The organism is Marinobacter sp. C1S70, assembly GCF_000475355.1.
GTDB lineage: Bacteria > Pseudomonadota > Gammaproteobacteria > Pseudomonadales > Oleiphilaceae > Marinobacter > Marinobacter nauticus.
Genome location: NZ_AXBW01000031.1, coordinates 16,423 through 37,005, shown reverse-complemented (window position 1 = coordinate 37,005; position 20,583 = coordinate 16,423). Strand labels below are relative to the sequence as shown.

The window sequence follows — 20,583 nt, the reverse complement described above, 5'->3', positions numbered from 1 at the left end:
GTTAAAAATGGGGGGATTACAATGTCACCCCATCCAAATGTACCAGGCCATCGCACTCAAGGGTGGTGCTCCAGATACTCGCTGAGCGCGTTGCGTGTAAGGTCGTTCAGAGAGATGCTTTGGCGGCGGGCAGCGACGCTAGCCGCCAAGTGTAAATCGTGGCCAACTCGCACATTAAACGAACCCTTGCAGGGTATTTCGGGTTTTATGTTCTGGTTTGCGCAAGTGTTCAGATAGTCGTCCACCGCTTCCTGGAATGCTTTCTCAAGCTCTGAGACTGTTTCTCCTTCATAATTAACCAGTGCCCGAATGAACTGCAGTTTTCCAAACAGGCAATTATCTTCCGTGCTCACTTCAATAGAGCCGTAGTAGCCTCGATATTTCAGCATGTTGCTCATTGAATTAGCCCTCCGGATTTAAGGTTCTCGATTATCTGGCGCCTTGCATAAGCTTTTAGCTCATTGCCGGGATGCGGTTTGTGAAGGTTAATCAGAGCTTGCGGGTCTCCATTGTCGAACTTAACGCGGCTACCGTGACCTTCTATCTGGCGATAGCCGAGACTTTTTAGAAGCGTTGTCAGTTCCTGCCAGGTAAATGTTGAATGCTTGTTCAGCAATTTTGTCAGTAGCTTTCCGTGCTTTGACATCCATAAATCCCCCTTTTGCGACTGATTTTAGTTGCAACTTTGGGCTGTGTCCAGATTGTGGGCGTTGATATCTACCGCAAACACAGAAGACAGCAGCTGAATCCGCTTTTCAATCCAGTCCTGCCGGTGCTCATATCAGCGCCCGGTGGAGAGTTTGAGCATGGACAAGTTTGAGCATGGACAGGCACTAGCCTGCACATGAGCATGGACAGACACAGAGCGAAAAGGCATCTGCCGCATAATCAGTCTTCGAACTGATTATAGACATAGCCTGATTAGGGACAGGCACTCGCCTTGTGCTCGCCTTGTGGGTCAGCCCGCGGTATTCTCGCCAGATCTTCACCGGGTGTTCTTTCCCGGTTATCAGGCGTTCGGCAATGTCTCCCGGAACGGTTTCATCCTCGCCGATGGCCAGCTCCTTCATTGCAGCGCTGGCGTCTGCAGCATCCTGCGCATCTTCAGCAAGTGCCAGCAGCTCGAGATACTCGTTGTAGGGCACCACGGCATATTCTGGTTTGCCTTCTCGTTCAATAATTTGAGCACTCATTTGTAAACGTCTCCTCTTGTGCCTATCTTCAGTACCAGTACCACCAATTCACCGTTATCAATGGGGGCGCGGACAGGCACTTGTTAACTAACGAGGGCACTATGGACCTCTTTGACCAATTCACCCCGCCAGGAAACCTTCTGCCCTGTGATGGCGATGTCCGCTATTACGGGGTAGTGATGGGGCACGGGCAGACAGATGATTTCTTCCGGCGTTTGCTGGAGGAAATCCCCTGGGCCCATGACGAGCTGGTGATGTTCGGCCGCCCGGTAGTCACCCGCCGCAAGGTGGCCTGGTATGGCGACCGGCCGTTTGCCTATACCTATTCAAGGGCCACCAAGCAGGCGCTGCCCTGGGTTCCGGTGCTGGCGGAGTTGAAAGCGCTGGTCGAGCAGTGCAGTGGCGAGCCCTATAACTCCTGCCTGCTCAATCTTTATCATAGCGGTGAGGAGGCAATGGGTTGGCACAGTGATGACGAGCCCGAGCTGAAAAAGCACGGCGCAATCGCTTCGGTGAGCCTCGGGGCGCCGCGGCGGTTTGTCTTCCGGCACAAGCAGAGCAAGGATCAAATAAAGCTTATGCTGGAACACGGTAGCCTGCTGGTAATGAGTGGCGCTACCCAGGCCTTCTGGCAGCACAGCCTCCCGGCGACGAAGACGGTGCAATCGCCGCGGATTAATCTGACATTTCGGGCTATGGTGGCATAGCGGGGTCAGACCCCCGATACATTGTCTGTTCACTGTTGATGCCCAAGAACCATGCGCATATACTGATTCAAATACTGTTCGAGGGGGCATGCCATGCGAACTACTGAAGTTGCGAAATCCGTACGTAAACCGACGAATCTGTCGCTGGATAGCGCTCTTCTTAAAGAGGCAAAATCCCTTGGAATCAATGTCTCGCGGTCTGCAGAGGCAGGAATTGCGGAAGCAGTCAAGCTTCATAGGCAGAATAAGTGGCTTAACGAAAACGCCAAGGCACTTGAAAGCTCGAATGCCTATGTTGAAGCCAACGGCTTGCCTCTTGCACGACATCGGCAGTTCTGATGTCCCGTTTCGATATTTTTGAAAATGAAGAAGGGGCAGGGTACCTGCTGGATGTACAGTCCGACCTTCTCAGTGGCTTGAACACACGAGTAGTCGTGCCGTTACTGCCCAAATCGTCGGCGCCATTCCCTGCGCAGAGGCTCCCCCGATGTCCTGATCGACGGCAAACCTGTTGCCCGCGTGGGTGATCCTCTCGCCCCGCACTCCAAGCCCAAACACCCTCCCCACCCGCGCGCCATCGCTGCGGGTTCGGCAACCGTGCTCATCAACGGTATTCCTGCGGCAGTCACAGGCAGCGCGGTCTCGTGCGGGGGCGTCACTATTGGCAGTGGTAGCGTTGTGATTGGCGATACCTTCACGCCCACGCCGTTTTCGGGTATCTCACCGGCGCCGTCAAAGCCAGCTCCGCAAGCGGCCTCTCGCGCTAATGTCTCTGGCAGCGCTATTCCGGAATCACAAAGTGCCAGCGGTGTCGGTAATGGCACGAACAATGCCTCTGCAGGTGGGCCCGCTGCATCCAGTATGACGGCATCAACTCCAATCTCATCCCCAACAAAGGATCAGTCTCAGGCTGCGGTAGAGCCGGGTTACCACGTCGTTCAGAGGCCGATGAGCAAAACGGAATTGTTGAACGCCTTGTACGGAGACGCCTCGGCAAAGCCAGATCATTTTGATCGTTTGAATCCAGGCCTGGGCGGACAGCTGATGCCCGGTGAGATGGTTGTGCTGGGTGATCCAGAGGGCATGGAATGCACTCAAAAAGAAGTCGAGTTGATGGAGGTGGCGGCGCAGGTAAATGCCCAGGTTAGGTCACTGGAACAGGATGAAGCGCAGTTTCTTGTCAAATACTACGATTTATTGGAGGCCATCACCTCGACCGGTTCGGCGGGGCTGGGTGCTGGAGCCGTGATGGTTTCCAAACAGATTAGTAGCATTGAGTCGACTTTAAAGAAAATCGAGCGGCTTCATCAGGACAGTTACCGGAGGCATGGGCACCTCAACCACCCGGAGTTTTTCGAGAAGCGGCGAGCGCTTTTCAAGAAACTGGATTTTGCTTTGGGAAGTGTGGCCCGCAAGGGGATGTCACTGGATGATGATGCAAAACTAAAGCGGGCGTTGGGATTGTCGTCCAGGAGCATTGTGCATAATTGGAAGACGGCTGGGGTTGGCGGTATACCTGGGTATGCAACGCATTATGAGCGAGTGGCTCGGGGGGCAAAATATGCCAGGAACGTGGGTTATTTGGGCATAACGCTAGACGCGTCAATGTCAGCTTTAAAGATCAGTGAGGCATGCACCGTAGGGGATAATAAACAGTGTCAGGTCGTTGCTTACCGGGAGGGGGGTAAGTTCACGGGCTCTCTGGCTGGAGGAAGTCTTGTTGGGTTAGCCTCAGCTGCTACCTGTACAGCTTTCGCAGTCACGACTGCAGGCATCGGTGGCGTGGCCTGTGCAGTTATCGTTGGTGGCCTCGGCGCTGCCGCTGGCGGGGTTGGGGGTGGAATATTAGGGGAAGGCGCCGGCGAAATCTTGAGAGAGGCTATTCATGAGTGAGGAGCTGTTGACGTCAATGGCGGAAGTTACAATAGTTGCGTCATTGGTAGTTGGCGTCATTCTGATGTTTTTGATGGTCACACTATTTTTTCGTAAAACCGAGGAAGTCGAGCGGCGAATCGCAACGCCCGGTAAGAAACTGGATGAGGTCCGTATAATCTGGAGGAATGGACCTCTAGGTCGATGGATGAGGGTTGGGCATGTATACGCGTTCTTTGCATTTCGGAACCTTCCGCGAATAGGGCCCCGCATCGAATCCAGAATGGGTGACGAGAAGGAGCCCTTGCCTCTTTCGTTGAAACTCTGGGTAATCGTGCCTTTCACCGTATATGCGATTCTTATGTTTCTGTTTTTCTTTTCAGGTTGGTATCTAGGAATGTTTAATTAGTGAGTGTAAGAACTCGCCGCAGCTTCTTTTACCCTTTGTGGTTCGGCTCACTGGAGAAGGGCGCCCAGTTAACCCCAGTCCCTTTGAATGTCATTCCTAAAGGCGATTGCTCAACTTTGAATGTTGCGATGAAGGGACCGTCTGGCAGACGGTACCAGAAATCTCTGGGCACGCAGATTTCGAAATACATTCGGTCCAGTTGATCGTTCTCTAGCTGATAGCTGCACGAGTGGCGCCCACCGCCACGGTTTTTTGTGACCTGGTATGCTACCGTTCTTGCTTCGCTATCCAGCATCGTCCAAATGCGCGGCACTGTGTAACCGAAGGATAAGTGGCACATTATCCAGAGCAACAAGGGGCAACCTATGAAGGTGAGGCATTTTTTGCCAAGGCCAAATGAATGCCATTGGGGATCCGGAGTGATCTTTCCCGTGTGAAGCAGGTACCCGGCCCAAAGCGATACCACGATGACGACAAATGCCGATAGGTATAGAGCAATCGTCGCGACCTCTGGATTGGGTAAGAAGTTTTTAGGGCCGAATATCTGAGGTACTGAGAGGATGACCATTGGCAGCAGAATGACGCACAGGACTTTTTGGTGCCGATTCATGCAAAAGATCATGGACAGGCACCAGTGTCCTCCATAGCAAGTGTAAACTCAGCTTTTAACGCCCGGTATGGTAAATTGGCAGTCTTGAAAACAACTGAAAGTTGCACCGCCAACCGGAGCCGAAATGCCCACCGCCACAGACAAGCACTGGTCAATGCCACCCAACCCCGAAAAAGCACTTATGCTTGCACAACGTGCGGTGTCGGTATTTGTTTACGATGCAGTGCGCCTGGAGGGCATCAACTTCACGTTGCCGGAGGTGCAAACCCTGCTGCAGGGTGTCACAGTGGGTGGGCATCGGCTGAGCGATCAGCAAATCGCGGTTAATCAGGGCGAGGTCTGGAAGCTGCTGTTTCAGATGATCCGGGAAGGGAGCTTCAGCTTATCGGCCGATTGCGCCATGGCTCTGCATGCGGTTGCTGCAAGGGAAGAAGCGTTGGAGTGGGGCTGTTTTCGCAGTGGCTCCGTACTCATTGCCGGCACTGATTACGAGCCACCGGCGGCTAGTGAGTTACCGGAACGTTTTGACCGAATGATCGATGAACTACAACACATGGATGATGTTTACGATCAGGCTGTCCACCTGTTCCTGACCATGGCCCGTTGCCAGTTTTTCTACGATGTGAACAAGCGCATGGGGCGTTTTATGATGAACGGCCACCTGCTGAGCAACGGCTATCCGGCCATCAATATCCCGGCTTCAAGCCAGCTCGAGTTCAATGAACTTATGCTCCGCTTCTACGAGTCCGGCGACCAGCGTGAAATGAATGCATTTGTGCGTAGCTGCATGGACGAACGGGTCGTTCGTATTATGAAAGAAGAGTAAACGGGTCAGACCAGCAATTCATTTCGGCGGTTATAATGGACAGGCACAAGCCTGATCAGAGCTTCTCTCATTTGCTGCAGGTCTGATCATCGTCCAGCCAAATACCCCGCCAAAGCCTCAATCTCCCCCTCCGACAAAACTCCAGCCACCCCAATCATCGGCGTACTGTGCTTGGTCGGGTCCATCTCCTTGAACCGTCTCAACGCAATCCCAAGATATTCAGCCGGTTGGCCGGCCAGACGGGGCATATCCCTGAAACCTTGTGCTTTGTCACCGTGGCAACCGGCACAGCGCACAGCAAACAGCTTCTCGCCAGCCTCAGCCTTGGTGGGGTCGCTGCCGGTGCGGGGCTTAGCCGTTTGCTGGCTGTAATAAACCGCAATATTAATCCGCTCCTCCAATGACAGTGTTTTCGCCAGCTTGGACATCACATAGTCCTCGCGGGTACCGTCGCGGAATTTCTCGAACTGGTTGAACAGGTAGAGCGGGTGTTGGGCGGCCAGGTTGGGTATGTATTCGCGCTTACTGTTGCCGTCCTCGCCGTGACAATAGCCACAAAAGCGGATGCGCTCGTGACCGGCTTCGTAGCTCGCCTGGCGTTTGGCGTCATCGGCCATGATGGCGTTCAGTTGTGACATTGCATCGTCGGCAGGGCTGGCTGAAACCACTGGACCGGCCGCCAGGCCGACGACGATCATCAGTTTCCTCAAGTGCGAACTACCCAGCATAAGCCACCTACTTCTTCGGAAAGGCCAAAGAATAGTCGGCTGCCCCGGTTGTGGTCTTGCTAAAGATCAAAAATTCGGAATTCAGGGCGTTCGCATCGTCAAATGTTTAAAACAAGCGAGATCGAGACTACGCTTGTTGGCAGGCGCTCACCATGCGGGGCATCGGTATCTTCTTTAACAGTAATGGATAAGGAGAACAGTATGCATAGCAAGAAACAGGGCTTATCCCTTGTCACAACGTCCGCTGCTTTGATTCTGGCGGCTTCACAGGCAATCGCAGAGCCAAAACTTGAGGTGGAAGTGTTTGAGGCCGGCGTGGAAGGTCGCGGGGATTCCATAGGCACGGTTACACTCACCGATTACGATCAGGGCGTGCTGATTGAGTCTGACCTGGCTGGGCTATCGCCCGGAATTCACGGCTTTCACCTTCATGAAAATCCGGACTGCAGCCCAGTAGAAAAAAACGGAAAAACAACGCCTGCAGGGGCCGCCGGTGGACACTACGACCCAGAAAATACCGGGAAGCACAAAGGCCCGTTCGATAAATCCGGACATCTTGGCGACCTGCCGAGGCTGCACGTTGGCCAGGAGGGAGAAAACGCCCAGACCAATATTGCGCCGCGGCTGCAGCTGAGCGATTTTAAAGGCCGGGCCCTGGTGATTCACGGTGGGGGAGACAATTACTCGGATTCACCCCAGCCTCTTGGGGGTGGCGGTGCCCGAGTGGCTTGTGGTGTTGTTCCGGGTTAAAACATTCATCAGGCCCCGGTGATCACCACTGACCGGGGTCAATTCCTCCCTCCACAGCACTCCCATCACCGGAAAATTACGTTAAGCTTTGTCTATCGCCAACCAGACAAGGACTTACGCGCCTATGAAACTCCGCTTCCTCGGTGGTACAGGCACCGTCACCGGCTCCCGTTATCTGCTTTCCGACGACAATCACCGCATGCTGGTGGATTGTGGCATGTACCAGGGCGTGAAAACCCTGCGCCGCCGAAACTGGGCCAAGTTTCCGGTAGATCCTTCAACTATTGATGCTGTGGTGCTTACCCACGCGCACATTGACCATTCCGGCTACCTTCCTGCGTTGGTCAAGAACGGGTTTAAAGGCAAGATCTACTGCACCAAAGCCACTCATGAGCTCTGCAAAGTACTGCTGCCCGATGCCGGGTTTCTGCAGGAAGAGGATGCCAAGTACGCATTCCGGAAAAAGTTCTCAAAGCACGAAAAACCGGAGCCGCTTTTTACCGAGAAAGATGCTTGGGAAGCCCTGAAACACTTCGAATCCCTGCACTACCACGAGAGATTCGAACCGGTAAAAGGTTTTGAAGTACAGTTCACCCCCGCAGGGCATATTCTGGGTTCCTCCTGTGTTCACGTTACCCACAAGAGTTCGTCCCGTACCGTGGTGTTCAGCGGCGATGTGGGGCGCCAGGACGACATCATCATGCGCCCGCCAGAGCCCATCAGCCATGCCGATGTGCTCGTGTGCGAATCCACCTACGGCGACCGCACCCATGGCGAAACCGATCCTGAAAAAGATCTGGAGCAGATCATCACCAAAACCGCAGGCCGTGGCGGAATCGTGTTGATGCCTGCGTTTGCCGTTGGCCGTGCGCAGATGTTGCTGTATGTGATACACAAGCTGATGGGGCAGGGGCGCATTCCCAAATTGCCGGTGTATCTCAACAGCCCAATGGCCATCAAAGCCACAGAAATCTTCTGCAAACACCACAAAGAACACAAGCTCAACGGCCCCCAGTGTGAACTGATCGACGACAAAACCCAGTTCGTCCGCACCGTGGAAGAATCCATAGAACTGGATGCCGCCCGTTACCCCTGCATCATTATTTCTGCCAGTGGTATGGCATCAGGTGGTCGCGTACTGCACCACCTGAAAACCCTGCTGCCCAACCCCAGAAACAGCGTTGTCTTCGCGGGCTTCCAGGCCCCGGGCACGCGCGGTGACGCGCTGGTGAAAGGTGCTGAATCGGTAAAGATACATGGCGAATACTGGCCGGTGAAAGCCGAGATCCACAACCTCGATTCCATGAGCGCCCACGGCGATTACCAGGAAATTCTGCAGTGGCTGGAGCAAGGCTCTCTGAAACCGGAGAAGGTGTATGTGACTCACGGTGAGGCAGTAGCCAGTGATACCATGCGCAAACGCATTACTGAAAAGTTCGGGTGGAATGCCGAAGTGCCTGATTTGTTTGAAGAGGTAGAGATCTGATGCACTACAGCTCCATACTCCCAGACGTGATCAAAATCGCCGACGAAGCCAGCGAAAAAGTGCTGCACATCTACCAGTCCGATTTCAAAGTGAGCTACAAGGATGATCACTCGCCAATCACCGCCGCCGACATTGCGAGCCACGACATCATCGTAAAAGGCCTGCGCAACATCAGCCGGGACATCCCCATACTCTCGGAAGAAGGCGCGGAAATCCCCTGGGAAGAGCGAAAAAAATGGCGCCGGTTCTGGCTGATCGACCCCATCGACGGCACCAAGGATTTTACCCAGCGTACGGGCGAATTCACTGTAAACATCGCCATGATTGAAGATGGCGAGCCCGTAATGGGCGTGGTCACCGCTCCGGCCCTGAAAGAGGCTTTCTGGGGCATCAAGGGTGAGGGTGCTCATATGCGGGATCGCACAGGCCGGGTGCACCGCATACGGGTGGCAGAACCCAAAGACACGTTGCGCGTGGTCGCCAGCAAAAACCACCTGAATGAAGAAACCCGTACCTTTATTGAGGCCCTGGGATCGCACGAAACCGTCCAGGCTGGCAGCTCCCTGAAATTCTGCAGAATTGCCGAAGGGCATGCTGATATTTATCCACGAATGGGCCCAACCAGCGAGTGGGATACTGCGGCCGCCCACGCGGTGCTCGTCGCCGCAGGGGGGAAGGTGCAAACGCCAGAGGGCCAGCCCCTGGTTTACGGAAAAGAAAACATCCTGAACCCTAATTTCATTGCCGCGGGAAACTGGTATTTCTAACCCATGACCTGGTACGCACTACAACACAAGCCGGCTCAGGGCGACCGGGCGGTCCAGCACCTGCAGAATCAGGATATCGCCTGCTTCTACCCGAAAATCGAGCTGGAGAAGATCAAGGCAGGTAAACGCACCAAAAAGCTGGAGCCACTGTTTCCTGGTTATGTATTTGTGAACCTGGAGCAAAGCGACCCGATGTGGGCTAAGCTCCGGTCCACTCGCGGTGTGCTGCGCATCGTCAGCTTTGCCAACCGGCCAGCACCGATTGACGACGAAGTGATTGCTCACATTAAAAGCAGTATGGATAAGGTGGCAGAGCAGGGCGGCATCAAGCCGGGTCAGCCCATAGAGCTGGATGATGGCCCGTTTAAAGGCATTAGCGCGATTTTTCAGGCCTATGATGGTGAAAAGCGGGCAATTGTGCTGATTTCGTTTATGCAGAAGCAGCAGCAGGTGAAGTTGCCTGTATCCGTTATCAGGTCGTGAATAGGGGGCGGATCCCGGAACACTTAACCTGCCAAAATCTTGTCGGGTATGGCCTTGTATGGTGCTGAAAATGTGATCAGATTCGCTGCATTTTCTAATCTTTGACAACTTTTTACGGCTCCAACCCCCTGATTTGTCACGTGTCAGACTTTTTGTCACTTGCTTGTCATACCGCTTGCCGTAGAATCGTCACGCTTTTGAAATACTTCATTCATTCCCTGACAAGGAAGCTGTTGGGAAATTCTCTCCCGTTGTAGCCGTTTTACCCTTGTCCGCAGAAAATAATTCTTATGACCTTAAAACACTGGGCACTGGTCGGTGGGGCGGTAGCGTGCCAGAAAGCTTCATGAACGACTTTTCAAGAACCAAATTTCACCCGCATCAGCTTGCCAGTGTCCGGTTATCCAGGCCTCGGCACGAGTACCCGTTGGCACCAATGACCAGGGCTCCCATAAAGTTCATTTTCTGGGGGCAGTGGGCTGTTGCGACAGTTATTCAGGTCGCACTATTGTTGGTTCTGACACTCGATAAATCGGGCGACGTTCCCTCCGCCTACCGCGTCCTGGCAGTACTCTCCTCCCTGCTTGCGATTCCTTTATACGCTGTCTATCGGGCATTCAGCACCCGCAATGGCTATCTCGTTGGCATTGCAAGACTGGCAGCGGCCTGGGCTACCCTTGCGGCCATTTTGGTGTTCATTGGCTTTATCACAAAAACCAGCGAAACCTACTCACGGGAAGTCGTGCTCCAATGGATCGTTGGTGGCTTTTTGCTACAAGCTATTGCCTTTATGCCTCTCCACAAGGTTGCCCGGCGAGTAGAAACCAAGCTGGGATCGGCCAGTACCTGCGTGGTGATTGGTTCAGGCCAGCTTGCCTATAACCTCGCCAGTAAACTCCGATATGAGCGCAGCGAAGACATGGTTGGCCTGGTGGTGCTTGACGATGCCCAGGACGACGAGCTTGAAGAAACAAGCTACTTCCCAACGCTCGGTTACGTAAGCCAGTTGCGCGATATTATCCGCACGAATCAGGTGGCCCGTGTCTATATTGCGTTACCGGCAAGGGAGACGGATCAGATAGAGGGCCTCTACGTTGACTTGTTGGACGCCAGTGTAGACGTCGTCTGGGTACCGGATTTCGCCAACCTGAAACTGCTGAATCACAGTATTCACAATCTGGGCGGAATGCCGGCCATACACTTGAACGAAAGCCCGCTCACCGCCTACCCAGGCAGTGCGCTCATGAAGTCGTTCATGGACAAGTCATTGGCGCTATTGGGCATTATCTTGCTCAGCCCGGTGCTTCTGGCGTGCGCCATTGCCGTTAAGCATTCCTCCCCGGGCCCGGTACTTTTCCGCCAGGAGCGCCATGGCTGGAATGGCAACATCATTGAAGTATTGAAGTTCCGTTCCATGAAGGTCCATAGCGACGCGCAGGTAAAACAGGCGCAGAAGCAAGACCCACGTGTTACCCCCATCGGCCGTTTCCTGCGCCGATCCTCCCTCGATGAACTCCCGCAGCTGTTCAATGTGCTGAAAGGCGATATGTCTCTGGTTGGCCCCAGGCCACATGCGATCGCCCACAACGATTACTACTCCGACAAGATTCTCGCCTACATGGCCCGCCATAGAATCAAGCCTGGTATTACCGGTTTAGCCCAGATCAGTGGTTACCGCGGCGAAACCGAAACATTGGACAAGATGCAAAAGCGTGTTGAGCTGGATCTGGAATACATCAACCATTGGAGCCTGTGGTTGGATATCAAGATCCTGATCAAAACGCCGTTGAGCCTGTTCGCAAAAAATATCTATTGATTCTATCCTACCCACCCAGCGCTAATCGTTTCCCAGGAACTGCCCAATGACAGTACTCAGGATGAGCCATTTACTCCTTGCTGTGCCAGCCCTTTTTGCTTCTGCAAATCTAGTAGCCGCGCCCTGGCTCGAGCCCGGTGATGCCAGAGCCAGGCATTCCGTACAAAAACTTTCCGATAGAGGGCATTACGCGGGTAGCGTTACCACATGGCCCATTATGTGGGCAGATATTGACCAGGCGCAGAAACAGGCCGGGGAAAACTCTGTGGCCATGCAGCAGGCGTATCTGGGGTTCGAGAAGGAACAGCAGGCCCTCAGTGGCTTCCGTGGAGAGCTCGAGCTGAACGGTAGCACAGAGCCCGCGTTCCAGAGGGGCTTCCAGCAGCTACCGCGGGAAGAAGGGGAGCTTAGAGCTAATTTACAGTGGCAGGGCGAGGCTTGGGCTGTTGGCCTGGCACCTTCTGCCATTGCCAGCCCGCAAGACGACAAGACCTTTCGATTAGACGGCTCCTACATTGCCGCAACTGCTGGCAACTGGGTGCTGGGCGCCGGTGCCATAGAGCGATGGTGGGGGCCTGGGTGGCAGTCCACCATGATTCTCTCGAACAACGCGAGGCCGATACCGGCTGTGTGGGTAGACCGAAAAACAACTCTCGCACCGGAAACCAAATGGCTGTCCTGGATAGGCGCGTGGCGGCTAAACGTGTTTCTTGGCCAGTTGGAAGAAGAACGTGCTATTCCGGACGCCAAGTTGCTCGGTATGCGTTTTACTTTTTCTCCGGTTGAAAGATTGGAAATAGGTTTGTCTCGCACGATTATGTTTGGCGGAGAGGGCAGGCCAGAGGGCTTCTCCACAGTATGGGATGCCTTCATAGGTAAAGATAATGTTGAGGAAGGCGACACCGCCGAAGACGACGCCAGCAACCAGATCGCGACCATTGATGCTCGTTACGGCTTTCCCTTGGGTGAGCAAACCATGGGACTCTATGCCCAGATGATGGGGGAAGACGAAGCTGGTTATCTTCCCTCCCGGAAGTCGTGGTTGTTTGGCGTAGACTGGACAACACAACTGCTACAGTCTGACCAACAATGGTTCGCGGAATATACCAATACTCTGGCTGAGGATCTCATTGGCGACACAAGGCCGGATTACGCCTACGACCACTTCAATTACACCACTGGTTACCAGTATTACGGCCGAGCGCTGGGTTCCACCTTTGACGCCGATGCAGAGGCCGTTTCTCTGGGCGTGTTCAGCTTTCTACCTGATGGCAGCGAGCTGACTGCTGCGCTTACCTACGCCAACCTCAACAAAGACGGTGGAAACCGTGTAAGCCAGCCGGATGAGGATGTGTTCTACAACGTGCCGGATGGCAATCAAAAAGTAGCCATCGCCAACCTGGGCTATGGCAATCAGCTCTTCGGTGGCTGGCTGGATGTAAACCTGCAGCTTACCGACAAAAACATCAAACTCCTGGGCGGAGAAAAAGACCAATGGTCAGTTTCTGCCGCCTGGAAATACCGCTTCTGATCAAATAACTCAATGTTTGGATTCAAAACAGTGACAGCAAAAAAACTACTAGCAGCCTTGAGTCTATTGCTGCCCCTTGCGAGCTACGCACAATCCATCTCACCTGCCCAGATTGAACAGTTCAAACAGTTGCCCCGGGCCCAACAGGAAGCTCTGGCGAGGCAATATGGTGTGGACCTGGATAGCGTAATGGGCGGCCGTAATAATTCCGCGCGGCGCCCGGAGAACATCCAGATAGTCGAACCTGTATCCAGCATTTCTGACGAAGAGCGGGAAAAGGCCAGGGCCGAAAAACAGCAAGAGGATGAAGAAGCGGAAAAGAACGGTGGCCTGAAGCCTTATGGCTACGATCTCTTTGCCGGCAGCCCTACCACCTTTGCCCCCGTAACCGAAATTCCGGTCCCTGCGAATTACACCCTTGGCCCAGGCGATGTGTTGCGTATTCAGCTTTGGGGCAAAGAGAACCAGAACCTGGAATTGCCCATTAGCCGGGATGGGTCGATCAGCTTCCCGCAGTCCGGCCCAATGAGTGTTGCAGGCCTGAGTTTCGATGAGGCGCGGCAGCAAATTAAAAAGCGGGTTTCCGAGCAATACATTGGCGTGGAGGCGAGCGTGTCCCTGGGCGAGCTTCGCAGTATGCGCGTATTCGTGCTGGGTGAGGCCAGGAACCCCGGTTCCTACAGCGTGAGCTCCCTCTCTACCATCACGAACGCACTTTATGTGTCTGGTGGCATCAAGCAAACTGGCTCTCTGCGTAATGTCCAACATAAGCGGGATGGGAAACTACTGGGCACCCTGGATCTTTATGACCTGCTAATGGCGGGCGACAGCTCTGAAGACAGCCGCTTGCAGCCAGGAGACGTGGTCTTCATCCCGTCCGTTGGAAAGCGTGCCGGTATTGATGGTGAAGTTTACCGCCCGGCGCTGTACGAGCTTAATGGCGAGAATACCCTGGCCGAGCTGGTGGAAATGGCTGGCGGCCTCACCTCCCAGGCCTATCCACAAAGAATCAATATCGAGCGCACCAACGAAGACTTCCTGCGAATTATTGCGGAAGCAGACTTCACAACATCGAAAGGCCGGCAAGCCCGCATCAAGGCAGGGGATAAAGTGGAGATTCCCTCAATCTCAGACGTTACCGGCCAATATGTTGAAGTAGCAGGCGCCGCTACCCGCACTGGTAAGTTTGCATGGATGCCGGGCATGAGAGTGAGCTCGCTGCTGCAAAACCTGGATGCCGATCTCATGCCGACAGCGGACAAACGTTATGCTGCGATCGTTAGAACCGATCAGGAAACTGACACCATATCGGTACTGAATCTGCGCTTGAGAGAGGCCATCCGCCAGAAAGGCGGCAATGAAGACCTGCTGCTTGAAGAAAAAGATCGCATCCTGATTTTCTCGGATGCGGGCAAGGTAGAAGGCGGGGAAGAGGGGCGAAATTTCACCCGCGAGAGTCTGTTCAGCCCGGTGTTGCAGCGACTGAAAAGCCAGGCAAACCCGGCCAATCCGCAACAAACGATCCGCATCAGCGGGCCGGTTCGCTACCCGGGCGAATACCCAATGCCGGCGACCCGTAACCTGTCAGACGCTTTATTCGTAGCTGGCGGCTTGAAAGACTCCGCCTCATTGTACCAGGCTGAAGTCGCGCGCTATGACATCGATGAAAGCGGCATGGGCCAGACCCGAATAATTAACGTTAATCTAACGGACGCCATGGCCGGCAACACGAACCTTAAGTTGGAAAGCCGGGACAAAATTCTGATCAAGTCCATACCCGACTTTGCCAAAACCCGAACAGTCGAACTAAAAGGTGAAGTTCGTTACCCCGGCCAATATACCTTCCGCGATGGCGAAACCCTGAAAGAAGTGCTGGAGAGAGCTGGCGGGCTGACAGAGAACGCGTTCCCTAAAGGAGCGGTGTTCTCCCGTGAGAAGCTGCGCCAGCTTGAAGCCCAGCGCCTGCGTGAGGCAGAGGAGCGCCTCCAGGGAGATTTGCTCGGCGTTCAACTGGAGGGCGATAACTTCTCTGGCCAGAGCGCCAACCGAACGCAGGAAGTAAAAGATTTACTTGAAGAGGTACAGGGTAGCGAGCCGGTAGGCAGACTGGTGATAGACCTTGCTAGTGTAATGACTGACCCTGACTACCAGTCCATTCGATTGCAGGACGGTGACACCCTCACGGTACCGACTATCCCCCAATCGGTAACCGTTTTCGGAGAAGTCCAGTTCCCGACCAGTCACCTACATCAAGCGGGACTAACCGTGGATGACTATCTGGAACGTTCCGGCGGACCAACTCGCCAGGCGGATGAAAGCCGGGTTTACGTTGTAAAGGCGGACGGCTCTGTGATGTTACCTGAGAAGAGTCGGTGGTTCGGCGGCAGAAGCCAGCAACTCGAGCCTGGTGATACCGTTATCATGCCAATTGATGTTGATCGTCTGAACCAACTCGAACTCTGGACTAATGTAAGCCAGATTGTTTACCAGATTGCCCTTGGTGCGGCCGCAGTAGGAAATCTGTGATGAACCACGAATTCAAAACTGAACACTGCTACCCAGATCATGAAATCGATTTGAAAAAAATTTTCGCCGCACTATGGCGAGGACGATGGCAAATTTTGATTATCACTATCCTTTTCGCCGCCGCTGGGGGTGGGTACGCCTTTCTCAGCCCGAATGTATACCAATCTCGGGTTCTGGTAGCCCCGGCAAATGAAGAGAACAGCGGTCTGACCGGTCTGGCAAGTCAATTCGGGGGCCTGGCAAGTTTGGCCGGCATAAGTCTTGGAAGTGGCGGGTCGAATAAGACTGTTATTGCCAAGGAACTACTCAGGTCGCATATATTCTTGTCAGATTTTATTCGCCGTCATGCTATTGAACCGGCCATTATGGCAGTGGAAGATTGGAACGAAAGAAACGGCGAATTGGTATATGATGAAGAAAAATACAACAGAGAAACTAGTGAGTGGTTGTCGGATGAGGACGGGGAAAGCCATAAACCGTCAGAGTGGGAATTGGTCGAAAAGTTTAGAAAAGAGATCTTAAGCGTTAGCGAATCCAAAGAAACGGGGATGATTACTATTGGGGTCAGACACTACTCCCCAATAGTAGCGAAACAATGGGCAGAGTGGATAATTAAAGACTTAAACGAATACGTGCGAGACCAAGATATTAAGGAAGCTGAAGCCCGGGTCAGCTATTTGAAAGAAAAACTTGATGAAACGAATGTTGCTGGGATGCAACAAGTATTCTATCAGCTGATAGAAAGCGAAATCCGAACTGTAATGCTTGCGAACGCCCAAGAAGAATACGTATTCAAAACCGTCGATCCATCGATAGTTCCAGAAGAGAAGTCGGCCCCTAAGCGGGCTCTGATAATAGTTGTTGCTACTATGCTTGGCGTGATCTTTTCTATGTTTACTGTGCTCATTCACGAATTTTTACGGTTCATTAAAGCTAAAGCCGTAGAAAGCTGAAGGGCCTTCATTGAAGGCTTATTCAGAGCGAACGAATTCCTGCATATGAATTTCACAAGCGATATTTATTTCGCTAAAGAAACGATACAAAATTTAAAAGAAATTTAAATATACAAGCTGATAATTAATTGGTTGCAATCAGTCTGATCTATTTCTGAACATTGGGCCCTCTTATACTCTCTGCACTTATAAAAATTTATCTTGAGAATTTCAATGAAATAAATTTGGCTGCAAAGCAAACATATCTCAGTTAGCCTATATCAATCAAAAATATCGGTCCGAGCAGAGGTATAATCCAAAAGCCCTCAGTCTCACAAGCCTTTAAAAAATTTAAAGTGATATAGAGAGTGAAGATCAAAAAAGATGTAAAATCTGTGTCGCTGTTATTTTTCAGTACTACGATGGGTAGTATGTGCACTTTTTTTGTGTACATAGTCCTAGCAAGACAGCTCGGTGCTGAAAACTATGGTCTGTTTAGTGCGGCGTTTTCCCTAGCCACAATAGCAAGCATTACCGCAAATTTTGGCATACCACAAGTTTGGCTCAAGGTGTTTGGAAGTGAAGGCTGGGGGGCGTTGTCTTGGGTCAGACCATCCTTGATTTTGTTAGTTTTGACGACAGTAATTTCTTGTTTTCTTATGCTTGCATGGTCCGAGTTCGGTCCGCATGACTCCGTAAGTGAAGATGTCCTCTCATTAATGACTCTTTTTGTTCTCGGCCAAGCATTCTCCGAATCGATGGTAGCCAAACTCCAATTAGAAGAAAAATATATGAAGGTCGCTTTACTGCAATTTGCCCCACATTTTCTCAGGCTTATTTCTGTCTTGGGGCTTATATACGTTGCTAGGGTGAATATAAATCCGACTGATATCGCTTTGATTTACGGATTAGTTGGCTTGATTACATTTGCTGTATTCTTCCATCCCTTAAGGCAATTCAGTTTAGGAAATTTTGTGTTGGCTGGCCATGAGTGCACACGGTACCAAAACAGCATAACGCCAAAAAGCCATAAAGATGTTTTCAAAGAGGCGTGGCCCTTTGGCTTTGGGGCAGTTCTTGCATTTGTATACTTGCAAATCGATATTATAATGCTGAAGTACATTTCGGGAGATCGGGAGGCAGGGCTCTACAATGTTGGTTTCGTAGTGCTGACTGCAATAATGTTATTTCCGGTGGTTCTCTTCAGCAAGTTTTTATTGCCTAAATATTATAGGTGGTCTGTTCATGATCGTGAAAAATTTTTCAGTGCGTACAAGCGCGGAAACATAATTATGATTATCTCAGGCATTTTTACTGCTTTGGTAGTGTTTTTGTTGTCGGATTTTGGGGTCCCATTTGTCTTTGGTGAAGAATATAAGGATTCGATTATTCTAGTTAAGATTTTGGCAATAGTAATTCCTCTGAACTTTCTGGCTTACAGCGTAGGTGCAACGCTTGTTACTACACATCATATCCGAACCAAGATTAAAATTATGGGCCTGGTAGCTGTAACAAATGTAGTTCTTAACTTATGGTTGATACCATATTTTGGTTCAAGCGGGGCCGCAGCTGCTACCGTAATCAGTAGTGCGTTGCTATTAGGCTTTTACTATTTCATAGCGAAGCATCGGGTGTTTATTGGAGTTTAGTGTTTATGTGGAAGTTAATAAGGCCTTATCTAAGGGGTGGCTATCGTCTTCTAAATGGGTTGCGTGGGTTTATTTATGATTTTGGAAGGTTCTGCAAATATTCCGGCTGGAATGGAAGTTTAGATGACTTTGAACATAGAAATTATAACGCGGCAATGGTTTATCATGGCTTGGAAAAGAGTCTTAGTTATAAAAAGAGGAGCCCTAACTCAGGATGGCGAAACGCTCTTGAACTCAAAGACATGGTCATTAAAGCAAATTTAACTCAAAGGGCAGGCTACCATGATAAGGCGGCAAAGGTCGTTTTAGATGATTTTCTAGGTCTTCCCGAAAATGCTGAGAATGATAAGAAACTCTTGATCGAAAGCGGACTCCAAGATATCCAGTTTGAGTCGCCCGATCGGCATGGCGCATTAGAATATTCAGGAATGAATTTCAAAAGAGGTATTCTTAAAGATCCAGAGAGTTTTTTCTTATCCAGGTATTCGCTGAGAGAGTTTAAAGAAGAGATTGTTCCAAAAACGATCATTGAAAGAGCCGTGAGGCTAGCCATGAAGACGCCCTCAGTCTGCAATAGGCAGCCATGGGCTGTTTACCATACAAGTGAAAGCGACGTCAAGAAACTTGCACTCGGCTTCCAGTCGGGGAATAGGCCATTCGGCGATAAAATTCCAAACTTGATGGTTGTTACTACGGATTTAAAAGCATTCTTTGCTGGGAGCGAACATTATCAGCATTGGATCGACGGTGGTTTGTTTTCGATGTCGGTAATCTATGCACTTCATGCGCTTGGCGTGGCATCATGTGCGTTGAATTGGAGCCAGGACCCTAAAGTGGATCGCGATCTAAGGAAGTCTTTAAATATAAAACCGAATCATACAATTATTATGATGATCGCTATTGGCTATCCGGATGAACAGAACAGAGTCTGCGCTTCGGCCAGAAGGCCTTTGAATGAAGTATATTTTGATTTGGAAAAACGCACATGAGGATTGCACTAGTAACAATTCATCGCACTGCAAACTACGGTGCGGTCTTGCAGGCTTACGCTACGCAGAAAATCCTTGCTAAATATGGTGAGGTAAAAATTGTTAATTATAAGAATTCCTATTTGGACCACCACCTAAATTTGATTAGATTCGATATTTCTCTTCATGGAATTTTAAAGTTTTCACACGACCTACTTCGATTACCTTATCGTTCAATCGCAGTTTGGAAATTCCGAAGATTCTTTTCGGAATTCTTGAATTTGACTCAAGCGTATTCAGCAAGAGATCTTTTTCAAGGGAAGGCTGGGCAGTTCGATATCTATATATGCGGTAGTGATCAGATTTGGAATCCAGATATCGTAAGTGAAAACAGAGAAATAGACCCCATTTTCTTTCTCGGCTTCGCTCCAAAGAATGCCAAAAAGATCTCATATGCATCTAGTATAGGTCACCACCACTTCTCTTGCGAAGAAAAAAAGGTGGTTAAAGAATTGCTAAGTGGCTTTTCGATGGTTTCAACCCGTGAAGTTGATGGTATTGAGAAGTTACATGGATTGGTTGGCTCGAATCGAGTTAATCATGTGGTTGACCCAACTTTGCTGTTAACGAAGGATGATTGGAAGCAATCGCTTAACCTTAGTGAAGATGAAGTCGAGGATAGATATATACTCGTCTACTCGGTCCCCAGAACCGAGTTGTTGAAGCAGGCTATTGATTATGTCGCTCAAAAAACCGGTTGGCAGGTCATCTGCGTTGATCAAATGTTGTTCCCTGCGGGAAAGGTTGATAAGCATGTGCGTACAGCAGATCCAAGGGAATTTGTTAAGCTTTTTCTCGACGCAAGCTTCGTGATTACGGATTCGTTTCATGGAACTTGCTTCGCTGTGAATTTCTCTAAACCTTTTGTAAGTGTTTCTGCTGGAAAGCGTTCGAACCGGATGCAGAGTCTCTTAGCACAGGTAGGATTAAGCGAACGATTAATTTCGTCGTACGATGAGTTGGCTTCCGTTTCAGTTGAGATGGATTGGGAGGAGGCATCGAAGAACCTAGCAGAATCTCGAAGTGAATCTTTGGAGTTTATAGAGTTCTCAGTCTTGAGCGATTCCCCTGTTCGGCCTAATTATGGGTCGGGGGAGACTTTTGCCTAAAGCTCTAAATTTTCTTAGTTAAAACCAGCGATTTTATAGAATGGCTGTTCTGATATTATTCGTTTTTGCTGTTCATTGTGGTAGAAATTGAGTCGGGTCCTAATCTTTTGTTGTTAAGCAGCCCTGTCATTAATATTGTTACGGGTAATCACTAAGGTTGG

The 20,583-nt window shown here is 51.1% G+C and carries 20 protein-coding genes and 1 pseudogene; 17 read left to right on the top strand and 4 right to left on the bottom strand.

The window, feature by feature from the left end:
* Positions 1–56 precede the first annotated feature (56 nt).
* From Q669_RS11060 to Q669_RS11050, 3 genes are all read right to left on the bottom strand, one after another.
* Positions 57–398 (bottom strand): type II toxin-antitoxin system HicB family antitoxin, encoded by a 342-nt coding sequence (locus Q669_RS11060; RefSeq protein WP_011786113.1) that lies wholly within the window; start codon positions 396–398, stop codon positions 57–59.
* Positions 395–646 carry a type II toxin-antitoxin system HicA family toxin gene (locus tag Q669_RS11055; RefSeq protein ID WP_011786112.1) on the bottom strand — a complete coding sequence of 84 codons (252 nt, stop codon included), beginning with the start codon at positions 644–646 and terminating at the stop codon, positions 395–397. Before Q669_RS11055 ends, Q669_RS11060 begins: the two co-directional genes overlap by 4 nt.
* 187 nt (positions 647–833) lie before the next feature.
* Positions 834–1,193, bottom strand: a complete 360-nt coding sequence (locus Q669_RS11050; RefSeq protein ID WP_022992266.1) for a hypothetical protein — start codon at positions 1,191–1,193, stop codon at positions 834–836.
* 101 nt (positions 1,194–1,294) lie between these two features.
* Between Q669_RS11050 and Q669_RS11045 the strand changes: the two genes are divergently transcribed.
* The 6 genes and pseudogenes from Q669_RS11045 (at position 1,295) to Q669_RS11025 (ending at position 5,617) form a co-directional block, all read left to right on the top strand.
* Complete coding sequence (locus tag Q669_RS11045) at positions 1,295–1,900, top strand: alpha-ketoglutarate-dependent dioxygenase AlkB family protein (RefSeq protein ID WP_011786110.1); 606 nt, start codon at positions 1,295–1,297, stop codon at positions 1,898–1,900.
* 93 nt (positions 1,901–1,993) lie between these two features.
* A complete protein-coding gene (locus tag Q669_RS19330) occupies positions 1,994–2,239 on the top strand; it encodes a type II toxin-antitoxin system CcdA family antitoxin (RefSeq protein ID WP_081699735.1) in 246 nt (81 codons plus the stop codon).
* Complete coding sequence (locus tag Q669_RS19325; RefSeq protein WP_081699734.1) at positions 2,239–2,427, top strand: CcdB family protein; 189 nt, start codon at positions 2,239–2,241, stop codon at positions 2,425–2,427. Before Q669_RS19330 ends, Q669_RS19325 begins: the two co-directional genes overlap by 1 nt.
* Positions 2,420–2,503, top strand: a pseudogene (locus Q669_RS20105) (hypothetical protein); the annotation flags it as partial. The gene Q669_RS19325 and the pseudogene Q669_RS20105, both read left to right, overlap by 8 nt.
* A gap of 345 nt (positions 2,504–2,848) precedes the next feature.
* A complete protein-coding gene (locus Q669_RS11040; RefSeq protein ID WP_036149538.1) occupies positions 2,849–3,793 on the top strand; it encodes a hypothetical protein in 945 nt (314 codons plus the stop codon).
* Positions 3,794–4,915: 1,122 nt separating this feature from the next.
* Positions 4,916–5,617, top strand: coding sequence for a Fic family protein (locus Q669_RS11025; protein WP_022992262.1), 702 nt, complete (start codon positions 4,916–4,918; stop codon positions 5,615–5,617).
* Positions 5,618–5,703: 86 nt separating this feature from the next.
* Here Q669_RS11025 and Q669_RS11020 read toward each other — a convergent pair whose 3' ends face one another.
* Entirely contained in the window at positions 5,704–6,315 is a 612-nt protein-coding gene (locus Q669_RS11020) for a c-type cytochrome (protein WP_022992261.1), read from the bottom strand.
* Between the two features lie 231 nt (positions 6,316–6,546).
* Between Q669_RS11020 and sodC the strand changes: the two genes are divergently transcribed.
* The 11 genes from sodC (at position 6,547) to Q669_RS10965 (ending at position 20,422) form a co-directional block, all read left to right on the top strand.
* Positions 6,547–7,095 (top strand): superoxide dismutase family protein, encoded by a 549-nt coding sequence (gene sodC / locus Q669_RS11015; RefSeq protein ID WP_022992260.1) that lies wholly within the window; start codon positions 6,547–6,549, stop codon positions 7,093–7,095.
* Between the two features lie 124 nt (positions 7,096–7,219).
* Positions 7,220–8,581 carry an MBL fold metallo-hydrolase gene (locus Q669_RS11010; RefSeq protein WP_011786098.1) on the top strand — a complete coding sequence of 454 codons (1,362 nt, stop codon included), beginning with the start codon at positions 7,220–7,222 and terminating at the stop codon, positions 8,579–8,581.
* Entirely contained in the window at positions 8,581–9,348 is a 768-nt protein-coding gene (gene cysQ, locus Q669_RS11005) for a 3'(2'),5'-bisphosphate nucleotidase CysQ (protein WP_022992259.1), read from the top strand. The genes Q669_RS11010 and cysQ overlap by 1 nt, the downstream gene beginning before the upstream one ends.
* Positions 9,349–9,351: 3 nt before the next feature.
* Positions 9,352–9,831: a transcription/translation regulatory transformer protein RfaH gene (gene rfaH / locus Q669_RS11000; RefSeq protein ID WP_022992258.1), complete on the top strand. Its 480-nt coding sequence runs from the start codon at positions 9,352–9,354 to the stop codon at positions 9,829–9,831.
* Positions 9,832–10,267: 436 nt separating this feature from the next.
* The gene (locus Q669_RS10995; protein ID WP_036149531.1) at positions 10,268–11,647 is read left to right on the top strand and encodes an undecaprenyl-phosphate glucose phosphotransferase; all 1,380 of its coding nucleotides are present in this window, start codon (positions 10,268–10,270) and stop codon (positions 11,645–11,647) included.
* 46 nt (positions 11,648–11,693) lie between these two features.
* Entirely contained in the window at positions 11,694–13,178 is a 1,485-nt protein-coding gene (locus tag Q669_RS10990; protein WP_036149524.1) for a capsule assembly Wzi family protein, read from the top strand.
* Positions 13,179–13,208: 30 nt separating this feature from the next.
* On the top strand, positions 13,209–15,704 hold the full coding sequence (locus tag Q669_RS10985; protein ID WP_152525043.1) for an SLBB domain-containing protein: 2,496 nt from the start codon (positions 13,209–13,211) through the stop codon (positions 15,702–15,704).
* Positions 15,704–16,657 (top strand): Wzz/FepE/Etk N-terminal domain-containing protein, encoded by a 954-nt coding sequence (locus Q669_RS10980; protein WP_022992254.1) that lies wholly within the window; start codon positions 15,704–15,706, stop codon positions 16,655–16,657. The genes Q669_RS10985 and Q669_RS10980 overlap by 1 nt, the downstream gene beginning before the upstream one ends.
* 347 nt (positions 16,658–17,004) lie before the next feature.
* Positions 17,005–18,285, top strand: coding sequence for a flippase (locus tag Q669_RS10975; protein ID WP_022992253.1), 1,281 nt, complete (start codon positions 17,005–17,007; stop codon positions 18,283–18,285).
* Positions 18,286–18,290: 5 nt separating this feature from the next.
* Entirely contained in the window at positions 18,291–19,274 is a 984-nt protein-coding gene (locus Q669_RS10970) for a nitroreductase family protein (protein ID WP_036149517.1), read from the top strand.
* Complete coding sequence (locus Q669_RS10965) at positions 19,271–20,422, top strand: polysaccharide pyruvyl transferase family protein (RefSeq protein WP_022992251.1); 1,152 nt, start codon at positions 19,271–19,273, stop codon at positions 20,420–20,422. Before Q669_RS10970 ends, Q669_RS10965 begins: the two co-directional genes overlap by 4 nt.
* Positions 20,423–20,583 lie beyond the last annotated feature (161 nt).

Bases quoted from the DNA above. Each gene is read 5' to 3' on its own strand.
- Q669_RS11020 (WP_022992261.1), bottom strand. From the start codon at position 6,315: ATGATCGTCGTCGGCCTGGCGGCCGGTCCAGTGGTTTCAGCCAGCCCT.
- Q669_RS11055 (WP_011786112.1), bottom strand. From the start codon at position 646: ATGTCAAAGCACGGAAAGCTACTGACAAAATTGCTGAACAAGCATTCA.
- Q669_RS19325 (WP_081699734.1), top strand. From the start codon at position 2,239: ATGTCCCGTTTCGATATTTTTGAAAATGAAGAAGGGGCAGGGTACCTG.
- Q669_RS10990 (WP_036149524.1), top strand. From the start codon at position 11,694: ATGACAGTACTCAGGATGAGCCATTTACTCCTTGCTGTGCCAGCCCTT.
- rfaH (WP_022992258.1), top strand. From the start codon at position 9,352: ATGACCTGGTACGCACTACAACACAAGCCGGCTCAGGGCGACCGGGCG.
- sodC (WP_022992260.1), top strand. From the start codon at position 6,547: ATGCATAGCAAGAAACAGGGCTTATCCCTTGTCACAACGTCCGCTGCT.
- Q669_RS10980 (WP_022992254.1), top strand. From the start codon at position 15,704: ATGAACCACGAATTCAAAACTGAACACTGCTACCCAGATCATGAAATC.
- Q669_RS11010 (WP_011786098.1), top strand. From the start codon at position 7,220: ATGAAACTCCGCTTCCTCGGTGGTACAGGCACCGTCACCGGCTCCCGT.
- Q669_RS11060 (WP_011786113.1), bottom strand. From the start codon at position 398: ATGAGCAACATGCTGAAATATCGAGGCTACTACGGCTCTATTGAAGTG.
- Q669_RS11025 (WP_022992262.1), top strand. From the start codon at position 4,916: ATGCCCACCGCCACAGACAAGCACTGGTCAATGCCACCCAACCCCGAA.
- Q669_RS10970 (WP_036149517.1), top strand. From the start codon at position 18,291: ATGTGGAAGTTAATAAGGCCTTATCTAAGGGGTGGCTATCGTCTTCTA.
- cysQ (WP_022992259.1), top strand. From the start codon at position 8,581: ATGCACTACAGCTCCATACTCCCAGACGTGATCAAAATCGCCGACGAA.
- Q669_RS10965 (WP_022992251.1), top strand. From the start codon at position 19,271: ATGAGGATTGCACTAGTAACAATTCATCGCACTGCAAACTACGGTGCG.
- Q669_RS11045 (WP_011786110.1), top strand. From the start codon at position 1,295: ATGGACCTCTTTGACCAATTCACCCCGCCAGGAAACCTTCTGCCCTGT.
- Q669_RS19330 (WP_081699735.1), top strand. From the start codon at position 1,994: ATGCGAACTACTGAAGTTGCGAAATCCGTACGTAAACCGACGAATCTG.
- Q669_RS11040 (WP_036149538.1), top strand. From the start codon at position 2,849: ATGAGCAAAACGGAATTGTTGAACGCCTTGTACGGAGACGCCTCGGCA.
- Q669_RS11050 (WP_022992266.1), bottom strand. From the start codon at position 1,193: ATGAGTGCTCAAATTATTGAACGAGAAGGCAAACCAGAATATGCCGTG.
- Q669_RS10995 (WP_036149531.1), top strand. From the start codon at position 10,268: ATGACCAGGGCTCCCATAAAGTTCATTTTCTGGGGGCAGTGGGCTGTT.